Here is an 11,190-nt window from a genome sequence, read left to right as displayed (position 1 = left end):
CGGCGCGGAGCCGGTGCGGCTGGCCGTCGGCGCCGGGCACCTGCAGCATCAGCGGCGAGATCAGGGTCTGCGGGTACTTGCGCAGGTAGCCGAGCAGCCCGCCGAACACGGCCTGCTGCAGCCGCTGTTCCACGTCGCGCCACGGTTCCAGGCCGCTGATGCGCAGGTCGCGGCTGCGCTTGAGCTCGGGAAACACGCCGCTGCCGACCTCGCCGGGCCGCAACTGGGTGCTGCCGCGCAGGCGGCGCAGGATGGCGGCGCAGTCCTCGCGGGACATGGCGCCATCGAACACTTCGATGAAATCGGGATGCAGGTCGGACATCGCGCGACCTTACCAGCGATTTCGCAGGGTTGCAGCCGCAGCGCAGCCGCTCCGTGCCACTGGCGCTTCGACGCGGCGGAACGCTCAGGCCAGCGGCGGCGGGTACGGATTGGCCTTGAGCAGCCGCGCCAGGTGCGCGGCGTTGCTGGCGGCGGTCTTGATGGTGTCGGCCAGCACCTTCGGCGTCTGCTTCAGGTCCTGGTAGTCGGTGCTGCCCATCGCCTCGCCGACCCAGTACGGCGGGCTGCCGGCGGCGACGCTGAAACCGAAGTCGGTCAGCCCCTGGTAGAGATCGGCACTGACCTTGTGCGCGCCATCCTCGTTGCCCACCACCGCGACCATGGCCACGCGGTTGAAGGTCGGATACACGCCGTCGTCGCCGATTTCGCCGAGGAACGCATCCATGCGCTCCAGGACGCGCTGCGCCAGGCTCGACGGATGGCCGACCCAGATCGGTGTGGCCAGCACGACGATGTCTGCGTCCAGCACGCGCTGGCGCAGCTGCGGCCAGGCATCGCCGTCGCCTTCGTCGGCACGTACGCCGGGGCGCACGTCGAAGTCGGCCACACGCGCCGAATCGCCCTGCACGCCGTGCGCAGCCAGTGCCTGCAGGATCTGATCCAGCAGGCGCTGGGTGGACGAGGGCGCAGTGCCGCGCTTGAGCGAGCAGTTCAGGCCGAAGGCGCGCAGGGACATGGTCCGACTCCGTCAGTAAAACGCCACTGTGGATCGAGCGCGATGGGCCTGACGTCGCGATGGCGTGCAAGGGTCGTGAGCGCTGCGGCACCGCAAACGTGCACCGAGCGCGGTCCGCCGCCGCGATCGCCCATCGCGCACCGACCAGGCGTGCAGGCGTTGTCGATGGCTAGGAGCGCTTGGATGACCCGGGCGTGCCGCGGATCGCGATGCCCAGCAGCGCCAGCCACACCGCCAGCGCCAGCAGGGTCGGCAGCTCGAAGCGGCTGGAGTTGTACAGGGTGAAGCTGCGGGCGGCGAAGAACAGCAGCGTCCACAGCGCCAGGTTGACCAGCACGATCCGCCGCCGCCAGCGGTGGCGGGTGAACAGCGCGATGACGGTGGGCATCAGCGCGACCGGTGCGGTGGCGAAGAAGAACAACACGACGAGGGTCTGGTTCATGGGGTTCCTCCCGCCCGGGACGACCAGGTGCACGCGACGACCGCCGGCGGTCAACGCGCTCTGCTGGCGCCGGACGCCGCTACCCTACCGCAGCCAGGGCGTCAGGCAACCGCCGGCACGTCGCCAGCGGCGTGAAGGAGCGGTGTCGCAGCGGACGCACGGTCGTGCGTCATGACGAGTGCCGCTCCCACGCCTCAGTGCGCCGCACTCGCTGGCCAGACCCGATCGACCAGGTCGCCGATTTCGATCGGCGACTGTTCGCGTTCCGCAGCACGCTGTCAGGCCGCTGGCGATGGACCTTGGCGCTGTGTCGGCGGCGCGTCCCACAACGTGACGTTGAGCGCGAACACCACCACACCGCCCTTGGCCTGGAATGGCGGTACCCGCTCCAGAGCGGTGATCAGCGTGTTTGCCACCGCATCGGGCAGTGCAGGTGTCACATCCAGCCAGACCCGGGACCGGCCGCCAGGACGGACCGCCACGGCCACGAAGCCGGCGGCCGGTCGGGGTGTGGCGACCCGCACCAGTTCGCGCGACGCCGTGGCATTGAGCGCTTTCACATATGCCGCCAGGTCTTCGACGCTCTCGGCGCGATCGCGCATCACCGATTCCGGCTGCAGCAGCATGAGGTTCTGCATGCGAAAGGGTTCGGCGGCCGACAGCGCTCCGCTCGACATCATCGCCACCAGCATCAGGCACCAGCGCATCGGAACCTCCCTGTTCGTCTTGATCGGCGCATCCTGCCGCATCGCCGCGCGCCCGGCCAGGGACGCGGCAAGCGTCGGGGATCAGTACAGCAGATCGACGTAGTGGATCTTCTTCGCGCCGAAACCGCCACAGCCCTCGCTGGTCGTGTACTGCAGCACGACCTGGGTCCTGGACGTGGCGGCGGAGAGAATGGCCGAATACTTTTCCTTGGCGATGGCGTCCGCGGAAAAATCGATCACCCAGCGTCCATCGGACGCGCACTCGTTGTTGGTCGGCTGGTTCTCCAGCCAGACCGAAGCGTAGTTGGATTCGACCACGACGCGGGTGATCTTCCCCTGCTGCGTGGTGTCGGCACAGGCCACACCCGAGACGAGCAGCAGCAACAGCCCGAAGACATGTTTCATTGCATTTCCCCTGTTTGAGTTTTCTACCGCCATCGGCGTTGCGGCAGTGAGCGCACATCGTCGAGCCAAGACCGCCCCGAAGCGACTGCGCCGCTACAGGACGATCCCCCCAATCGCAATGTGCCGCCTGTAGCGGCCTCCCCTTGCACCCACCGCGACCATGCCGGCGATGCTGCACCGAGGATACGACAGCGCTGGCGACAGCCGCCATCGTCCAGAGCCCCCGGACGCGCGGCTGCCGCGCCACCACGCTCAGCCGTGGTGGCTGTCGTGCTCCAGGTGATACCGCACCGCCTCGGCCACTTCGTTCTTCGAGCCCAGGAACACCGGCACGCGCTGGTGCAGTTGCTCCGGTTGCAGGCCGAGGATGCGTGCGCGGCCGGTGCTGGCGGCGCCGCCGGCCTGCTCCACCAGCATGCCCATCGGGTTGGCTTCGTACATCAGCCGCAGCTTGCCGGCCTTGCCCGGGTCTTTCTTGTCCCAGGGATAGATGAAGATGCCGCCGCGGGTGAGGATGCGGTGCACGTCGGCGACCATGCTGGCGATCCAGCGCATGTTGAAGTTCTTGCCGCGCACGCCCTCGCTGCCGGCCAGCAGGTCGGCCACGTACTGCTGCATCGGCGCTTCCCAGTGGCGCTGGTTGGACATGTTGATCGCGAACTCGGCGGTGTCCTCGGGGATGCGCATGTCGGCCTGGGTCAGCAGGAAGCTGCCCTCCTCGCGCTCCAGGGTGAAGGCGTGGGTGCCGTGGCCCAGGGTCAGCACCAGCATCGTGCTGGGGCCGTAGATGCAGTAGCCGGCGGCGACCTGCGCGGTGCCCGGCTGCAGGAAGTGCTCGTCGCCGGGCTTGTCGGTGCCTGGGGGCGCGCGCAGCACCGAGAAGATGGTGCCGACCGAGACGTTGACGTCGATGTTGGAGCTGCCGTCCAGCGGATCGAACAGCAGCAGGAAATCGCCGCTGGGGTATTTGTCGGGCACCGGCTGGCAGTGGTCCATCTCTTCCGAAGCGCAGGCGGCGAGGTGGCCGCCCCAGGCGTTGGCTTCGAGCAGGATGTCGTTGCTGAGCACGTCCAGCTTCTTCTGCGCTTCGCCCTGCACGTTGCCGGTGCCGGCATCGCCGAGCACGCCGCCCAGGGCGCCCTTGCTGACCGCGATGGAGATGCGCTTGCAGGCGCGGGACACGATCGTGATGAGCTGGCGCAGCTCCGGGCCGATACGCCCGGCATGCTGTTCTTCGATCAGGAAGCGGGTCAGCGACGTTCGCGACATGGGCAGGACGGCCTTGCGTGAGAAGGGGGCCGCCATTGTCGCGGGTTGCGCCGCAGATTTCGATCAACGGTGTTCCGCGACCATGCCGGCGCGGGCCGACACGGCCCCCAAGCAGGCGCAAAAAAGCCGGAAGCGCAGGCGCTTCCGGCTCGGTGCGGGACCGCAGGGCTCAGCCCTTGTGCACGGTCGCCACGGCCTGGGTCACGTAGTCCAGGTTCTTCTGGCTCAGCGCAGCCACGCAGATGCGGCCTGTGCCGACCGCGTAGATGCCGAACTCCTCGCGCAGCCGGTCCACCTGCGCCTTGCTCAGGCCCGAGTAGGAGAACATGCCGGCCTGCTGCTGGATGAAGCCGAACTCCGGCGCGCCCAGGGCGGCCAGCTTCTGCACCATGCCGGCGCGCAGGGCGTGGATGCGCTCGCGCATCTCGGTCAGTTCCTGCTCCCACATCGCGCGCAGTTCCGGGCTGTTGAGCACCCCGGCGACCAGCGCGGCGCCGTGCGTGGACGGGCTGGAGTAGATGGTGCGGATGATGCGCTTGACCTGCGACTGCACCGCCTTGCTCTCGGCGGCGTTGGCCGAGACCACCGACAGCGCGCCGACGCGCTCGCCGTACAGCGAGAACGACTTGGAGTAGGAACTGGCGACCACGTAGTTGTCGATGCCGACCTCGGCCAGCAGGCGCACCGCGTAGGCGTCGGCGTCGATGCCCTTGTCGAAGCCCTGGTAGGCGATGTCCACGAACGGGAACAGGTTGCGTTCCTTCAGCAGCTCGGCCACGGTGCGCCACTGCGCCTGGCTCAGGTCGGCGCCGGTCGGGTTGTGGCAGCACGCGTGCAGCAGCACCACGCTGCCGGGGGCGAGCTGGCGCAGGTCGGCGAGCATGCCGTCGAAATTCAGGCCGTGGCTGGCCGGATCGAAATAGGTGTACTCGACCACGTCGAAGCCGGCGGCACCGAACACGGCGCGGTGGTTCTCCCAGCTCGGGTTGCTGATGGCGATGGTCGAGGTGGACAGCAGCTTCTTCAGCAGGTCCGCGCCCACCCGCAGCGCACCGCTGCCGCCGATGGTCTGCGAGGTGGCGACGCGGCCGGCGGCCAGCAGCGGCGACTCGGCGCCGAACAGCAGCTTCTGCGTGGCCAGGTCGTAGGCGGGCAGGCCGTCGATCGGCAGGTAGCCGCGCGGCCTGGCGTCCTGCGCCAGTTGCTGTTCGATCTGCTGCACCGCGCGCAGCAGCGGGATGCGGCCGTTTTCGTCGTAGTAGATGCCCACGCCCAGGTTGACCTTGGTCGGGCGGGAGTCGGCGTTGTAGGCCTCGGTCAGGCCCAGGATCGGGTCGCCTGGGACCTGTTCCACGTTTGCAAAGAAGGACACGGCGGTACTCGTTCGGTGGCGGAGGTGGGGGCCGGAAGGACCGGAGCCGGCGCGGTCAAACACCTCATCCTAACAAACGCTGCCGCGCTTGGCCGGGTGCGGCCGGGCGGCAGTTGGGCGATGATGGGCCATGTCATCTTCCCTGCCCTCCGCCCTGCTCTGCGGGGCCTGCGTCCTGGCGCTGTCGTCCCTGGTCCACGCCGCTCCCGGCGAGGATCCGGCCACCACCTTGCCAGTGCTCCAGGTCCAGGCCGCCCGCGTCGGCGGCGTGGCCGATTTCGACCTGCCGGCGTCGCTGACCACGACCGGCCTGGGCGACAGCGACCGCCTCGGCGTGCAGGCGTCCGAGGCGCTGGTCGGGGTGCCCGGCCTGCTCGCGCGCGATCGCCAGAACTATGCGCAGGACACCCAGCTGTCGATCCGCGGCTTCGGCGCGCGCTCGGCGTTCGGCGTGCGCGGGGTGCGCCTGCTGCTGGACGGCATCCCGGCGACGATGCCGGACGGCCAGGGCCAGCTGTCCAACTTCAACCTGTTCGGCAGCGAGCGCGTCGAGGTGCTGCGCGGGCCGTTCTCGGCGCTGTACGGCAACTCTTCCGGCGGCGTGGTGCAGCTGTGGAGCGCCGACGGCCAGCCGGACGATCCGTGGCGGCTGCGCAGCGCGATCGGCAGCCACGGCACCGCCGCCCTCAGCGCGCAGGCGCTGGGCCAGCAGGGGGACGTCCACTACAACCTGGCGGCCACCCATTTCAGCACCGACGGCTACCGCGACCATAGCCACGCCCAGCGCACCACCTTCAACGCCAAGATCGGCATCGACCTGGCGCCCGGGCGGCGCCTGGACCTGCTGCTCAACGCGCTGGAGGCGCCCGATGCGCAGGATCCGCTGGGCCTGAGCCGCGCCCAGGTCGCCGCCGACCCGCGCCAGGCCACCGCCGCCGCCGGCCAGTTCGACACCCGCAAGTCCGCCCGCCAGGTGCAGGCCGGCGCGATCTTCACCCAGCAGGTGGACCAGCAGACCTGGCGGCTGATGGGCTACGCCGGGCGCCGCGACGTCACCCAATACCTCTCGGTCCCGGTGGGCGCGCAGAGCAACCCGCTCAATGCCGGCGGCGTGATCGACCTGGACGGCGACTACGGCGGCCTCGACGCGCGCTGGGCCTGGCAGGGCGAACTGGGCGGCCGCCCGTTCCAGTTCACCGTCGGCGCCAATGCCGACCGCCAGCAACAGCACCGCACCGGCTACGAGAACTTCGTCGGCAGCACGCTCGGGGTGAAGGGCCGGCTGCGCCGCGACCAGCAGGACCGGGTGGAGAACGTGGACCAGTTCGCCCAGGCCTGGTGGCAGTTCGCCGAGCGCTGGTCGCTGCTGGCCGGGCTGCGCCACAGCCAGGTGCGGTTCCGCTCGAACGACGCCTACATCGTCGGCCGCAATCCCGACGACAGCGGCCGCACCGACTATGCCGCGACCACGCCGGTGGCCGGGCTGGTGTTCCGCGTCACCGACGACCTGCGGCTCTACGCCTCGGCCGGGCGCGGGTTCGAGACCCCGACCTTCAACGAGCTGGGCTACCGCCGCGACGGCGGCGCCGGCCTGGCGCTGGACCTGGACGCCGCGCGCAGCCAGAACCTGGAACTGGGCGCGAAGTGGCGCAACGCCGCCGGCGCCCGTTGGGACGCGGCGCTGTTCCGCGCCACCACCGAGGACGAGCTGGCGGTGGCCAGCAACACCAACGGCCGCAGCACCTATCGCAACATCGGCCGCACCCGCCGCCAGGGCGCCGAGACCAGCCTGACCCTGCCGCTGGGCGCCAGCGCGCAACTGCAGATGGCCTACACCTGGCTGCAGGCGACGGTGCGCCAGGCCTACCTGACCTGCGCCAGCAGCGGCTGCGCGACGCCGACCGCGGTGGTGGCCGCCGGCACGCGCCTGCCCGGCGTGCCGCAGCAGCAACTGTTCGCGCGCTGGCAGTGGCAGCCGCGCGCCTGGCAATTCGCGGTGGAGGGCGTGGCCGCCGGCGACACCGTGGTCAACGACCTGGCCAGCGAGGCCGCGCCCGGCTACGCCCTGCTCAACCTGGAAGCGGCGCGGCGCTGGACCACCGCGCACGGCACCCTGCGCACCTTCGCGCGCATCGACAACGCGTTCGATCGCCGCTACATCGGCTCGGTCATCGTCAACGACGGCAACGGCCGTTACTACGAGCCGGGCCCCGACCGCAGCTACACGGTCGGCTTGCAGTGGGACTTGCCGCACTAGCCGCGAACGCCCGCCGGTCTGGCTAGGCTTCGCGCGCGGCTGCGCACCTGCTTGGTTCTGGCGACCACTCGGCGATGGCCTGCCGCAGCTGTTCGCCGATGACGGTCGATGCGTTCATCAGCATCTGCAGCTGTCGAACGACAGCAAGTGCGAGGCGCAGATGCAGCGCGAGGCGAACGCGATAGCGGCACTGCGGGAGAAGGCGTCTGGCAGCCGCGTGTGAAGCATCGGAGGCGATGCCGCGCCTGGCATGAGCGAACGCCAGGTGCCGCGCGTCTACGCGCTGCGCCGCGCATGCAAGTCGTCTACCAAACGCACTGCACCTGTCTACGCGAACCGGCGGCGGACGCTGGCGGCGTTCTTCGCGGCGGCGCTAGCGTAATGCCACCCCCGCAGACCGCCACGCCTCTCCAGGAGACGCACCATGAGCACATCCGACGACAGCCGCGACAACGCCGGCACCAAGAGCAAACCCGCGCTGGCGGAAGGCGTCAGCGCCACGCCGTACCAAGGCACCTTCACGGTGGTCAATTGCACCGGCCAGACGATCAACAACGTCAGCGTCAAGCACACCTGCGGCAACTACATGGATCCGGCCGCTTCGGCGTCGCTGCCGCCGGGCGGTACGATCGCCTCCGTGCCGCTGCGGGCGCAGACCGGCTCCAACGACTACTGGAACCTGTCGTTCCAGATGAGCGACGGCAGCTCGCGTAGCCGCAACAGCAAGCAATGCAACTACGTGCAGAGCGATGCGCCGGGGACCTGCATCATCGCGCTGTACGCCAGCAGCTTCAGTGTGCTGACGCCGGTCAGCTCACCGTGCATGAACAACAGCTACGACTGAGCGATCGCATGCCCGGCCGCTGCTGTCGCGACGTCGGCAGCGGCAGGGCATTGCCCGCGGTGGCGAGCGTGTGCCGCGCCACGCAGCGTGCGGGCGCAGCGACATCGCGACCGCCGTCCGCGTCAACTGCGCATGATCGATACCCCGCCGTCGACCAGCATCGCGCTGCCGGTCACGAACGCGGCTTCGTCCGAGGCCAGGAACAGCGCGGCCCGTGCCAGTTCGTCCGGCTGCGCCAGGCGTTTGAGCGCATGCAGCTGCGCGACCTGCGCCAGCGCTTCCGCCGTGCCGTTCATCGCCTCCGCCATCGGCGTGTGCGTGCCGCCCGGCAGCAAGGCGTTGACCCGGATCGCCTGCGGTCCGAACTCTGCTGCCAGCGCCTGGGTCAGGCCGATCAGGCCGGCCTTGCTGGCGGCATAGGCGGCGGTGCACGGGAAGCCGACGGTGTGGCCGACGAAGGTCGAGGTGAAGATCAGCGACCCGCCGCCGCGTGCCAGCATCGCCGGAATCTGATGCTTGGCGCCGAAGAATGCGCCGCTGAGATTGGTATCGAGCGCGTCGCGCCAGGCCTGCGCCTGCAGCTGCGTGGTCGGCACCAGCGTGCCGAGGGTGCCGGCGTTGTTGAAGCCGATGTCCAGCCCGCCGAAGCGCGTGTTCGCCAGCGCCACCAACGCCTGCGCATAGGCCTCCTCGCGGACGTCGCCGGCCAGCCACGCGGCCTGGCCGCCGGCGTCCTCGATCTCCGCGGCGAGCGTCTGCAGCAGCGCACCGCGGCGCGCGCCCAGCACTACGCAGGCGCCTTTGCGCGCGAACAGGTGTGCGGCGGCGTGGCCGATGCCGGAACTGGCGCCGGTGATGAGCGCGATCTTGCCGTGCAAGCGTTGCATGTGAAGCTCCATGGTTGCGAAGGAGCCTGGAGCATCGCCGGCAGCACCGCGCGCTGCTCGCCGTGTTCGGACGCGGCAGTCGTGGGCGATGTGTTCGGTCAGAAAGAGGTCATGGATGCGAGAGCGGTTTCCAACCGATGAGGGTTCTGTGGCAGGGCTGTCGCGGCGAAAGGGCGCTCCAGCCGCGCGCGTTGCTGCGGTTCGGTGGAAACCGCGCTGCGCTGTAGGAGCAGCGTCAGCCGCGACTGACATGACCGATAACGCCGTGTCGCGGCTGCAGCCGCTCCTACGGGACGTGCGACGTCGACGACCGCGTAAGGCGCAGCCGGCGATATGCCGCGTCAGTGCGTCCCCAACTGCAGCCGTCGGTACAGCGTGCTGCGGCTGATGCCGAGCCGGCGTGCGGCCTGCGAGACGTTGCCGTTGCAGGCATCCAGGGCCTGGCGCATGGCGCCGAGCGCGAGACTGTCGAGGTCGGCATCGGGCAACGGCATCGCGGTGCCGCCGTTGCTGCCCTGCTCTCCCGCGCGCACGCCGGGCAGATAGGCCGGCAAGGCGTCGATATCGACCAGCGCATCCGCTTCGCTCAACGCCACCAGGATGCGCAGGCACGCCACCAGCTGGCGCAGATTGCCCGGCCACGCGTAGGCGCTCAGCGTCGCCAGAGCGGCCTCGGTCAGGCGCCTGCCCTGGCCAAGCCGCGCCCACAGCTCGGCGACGAGCGCGCGTCGGTCCGGATGCGCACGCAGTGCCGGAATCTGCACGCAGTGGTGGGCGATGCGGTAGTACAGATCGGGCCGGAAGCGCTGCTCGGCCATCGCCGCGTCCAGGTCGCGGTGGGTGGCGCAGACCAGGGCGAAATCCAGCTTCACCGGCTTGCCGCCGCCCAGCGGCAGCAGTTCGCGTTCCTGCAGCACGCGCAGCAGCCGCGGCTGCAAGGCCAGCGGCATGTCGCCGATCTCGTCCAGGAACAGCACGCCGCCGTCGGCCTGGCGCAGCAGGCCCGGGTTGCCGTGCTTGCGCGCGCCGGTGAAGGCGCCATCCTCGTAGCCGAACAGTTCCGCTTCGATCAGTCCCTCGGGCAGCGCCGCGCAGTTGACCGCCACGAACGGGCGCCCGGCGCGGGCGCTGCGCCGGTGCAATTCGCGCGCGAACACTTCCTTGCCGGTGCCGGTCTCGCCCTGCACCAGCACCGGCAGTTGCGCATCGAGCACGCGCCGCGCGCGTTCCAGCGCCAGTTCCTGCGCCGCGTCGAACAGCGGCGCGTCGGACGCCGCCGCCGCCGAAGGCCGCGATGACGCGGTTATGGTGATCGGCGCCTGCTGCGGGCGTCGCCGCGGACGATCGTCGGCCGGGCTGTCGATGCGTCCGTGCAGCGCCCGCCCCTGCAGGTCGAACACGCTGCCCTGCTGGCGCAGCCGCGACAGCGGCTCTTCGAACAGCGCTTCGTAGGGCGCGCGGCCGAGTTCGTGGCGCTCCAGCCCGAACAGCCGCAACCCGGCCTGGTTGGCGGCCACCAGGCGGCCGTTGCGGAACGCCAGCAGCGCTTCGCGCGCCGTGCCGAGCAGCGCCGGGTCGTGGTGCACGCGCAGCAGTTCGCAGCCGGGAATGCCGTCGTCGAAATAGCGGTGTTCGATGTTGGCCACCGCCATCCGCGCCAGTGCCAGCGCATGCATGTGCTGCACGCTGGCGTCGCCGGAGATGTCGAGCACGCCGGCTAGGGCGCCGTACGGATCGAAGATCGGCACCGCCGCGCAACTGAGGATCTGGTGCGGGGCGAAGTAGTGTTCGCCACCGCGCACTTCCACCGAACGGCTTTCGACGATGGCGGTGCCGATGGCGTTGGTGCCGACCTGGGGTTCGCTCCAGCATGCGCCGGGCATCAGCGCCACCCTGCCCGCCTTGTCGAGGAAGCGCGGGCTGCCTTCGGCGTCGAGGATCCAGCCGGCCTCGTCGGTGAGCAGCACGATGCTGCCGGTGGCCGCGGCG

Annotated in this window: 10 protein-coding genes and 1 pseudogene; 2 read left to right on the top strand and 9 right to left on the bottom strand. The window is 70.1% G+C overall.

Annotated elements, in window-relative coordinates; all coding sequences use genetic code 11:
- The 7 genes and pseudogenes from D183_RS0117160 to D183_RS0117130 form a co-directional block, all read right to left on the bottom strand.
- Nucleotides 1-322 (bottom strand): annotated as a pseudogene (locus tag D183_RS0117160) (2OG-Fe(II) oxygenase); the annotation flags it as partial.
- Nucleotides 323-406: 84 nt separating this feature from the next.
- Nucleotides 407-1,018 (bottom strand): flavodoxin family protein, encoded by a 612-nt coding sequence (locus D183_RS0117155; RefSeq protein WP_017910083.1) that lies wholly within the window; start codon nucleotides 1,016-1,018, stop codon nucleotides 407-409.
- A gap of 169 nt (nucleotides 1,019-1,187) precedes the next feature.
- Complete coding sequence (locus D183_RS0117150) at nucleotides 1,188-1,460, bottom strand: hypothetical protein (RefSeq protein WP_017910082.1); 273 nt, start codon at nucleotides 1,458-1,460, stop codon at nucleotides 1,188-1,190.
- 278 nt (nucleotides 1,461-1,738) lie between these two features.
- The gene (locus tag D183_RS25095; RefSeq protein ID WP_232757300.1) at nucleotides 1,739-2,167 is read right to left on the bottom strand and encodes a hypothetical protein; all 429 of its coding nucleotides are present in this window, start codon (nucleotides 2,165-2,167) and stop codon (nucleotides 1,739-1,741) included.
- A gap of 81 nt (nucleotides 2,168-2,248) precedes the next feature.
- Complete coding sequence (locus D183_RS0117140; protein WP_017910080.1) at nucleotides 2,249-2,572, bottom strand: hypothetical protein; 324 nt, start codon at nucleotides 2,570-2,572, stop codon at nucleotides 2,249-2,251.
- Between the two features lie 252 nt (nucleotides 2,573-2,824).
- Nucleotides 2,825-3,841 carry a class 1 fructose-bisphosphatase gene (locus tag D183_RS0117135; RefSeq protein WP_017910079.1) on the bottom strand — a complete coding sequence of 339 codons (1,017 nt, stop codon included), beginning with the start codon at nucleotides 3,839-3,841 and terminating at the stop codon, nucleotides 2,825-2,827.
- Nucleotides 3,842-4,010: 169 nt separating this feature from the next.
- On the bottom strand, nucleotides 4,011-5,213 hold the full coding sequence (locus D183_RS0117130) for an amino acid aminotransferase (protein WP_026144580.1): 1,203 nt from the start codon (nucleotides 5,211-5,213) through the stop codon (nucleotides 4,011-4,013).
- Between the two features lie 130 nt (nucleotides 5,214-5,343).
- Here D183_RS0117130 and D183_RS0117125 point away from each other — a divergent pair, with 130 nt between their 5' ends.
- On the top strand, nucleotides 5,344-7,470 hold the full coding sequence (locus D183_RS0117125) for a TonB-dependent receptor family protein (protein WP_198527676.1): 2,127 nt from the start codon (nucleotides 5,344-5,346) through the stop codon (nucleotides 7,468-7,470).
- 424 nt (nucleotides 7,471-7,894) lie between these two features.
- On the top strand, nucleotides 7,895-8,314 hold the full coding sequence (locus D183_RS0117120; protein WP_017910076.1) for a hypothetical protein: 420 nt from the start codon (nucleotides 7,895-7,897) through the stop codon (nucleotides 8,312-8,314).
- 122 nt (nucleotides 8,315-8,436) lie between these two features.
- Here the strand turns inward: D183_RS0117120 and D183_RS0117115 are convergent, their stop codons facing one another.
- A complete protein-coding gene (locus D183_RS0117115; RefSeq protein ID WP_017910075.1) occupies nucleotides 8,437-9,201 on the bottom strand; it encodes an SDR family oxidoreductase in 765 nt (254 codons plus the stop codon).
- A gap of 341 nt (nucleotides 9,202-9,542) precedes the next feature.
- Nucleotides 9,543-11,190, bottom strand: a 1,648-nt coding sequence (locus D183_RS0117110) for a sigma-54-dependent Fis family transcriptional regulator (RefSeq protein WP_017910074.1), incomplete at its 5' end; no start/stop codon positions are given.

The organism is Xanthomonas sp. SHU 199 (genome assembly GCF_000364665.1).
Classification (GTDB): Bacteria; Pseudomonadota; Gammaproteobacteria; order Xanthomonadales; family Xanthomonadaceae; genus Xanthomonas_A; species Xanthomonas_A sontii.
The sequence above is the reverse complement of the archived record's forward strand: the minus strand, read 5'-3'. Positions and strand labels throughout refer to the sequence as shown.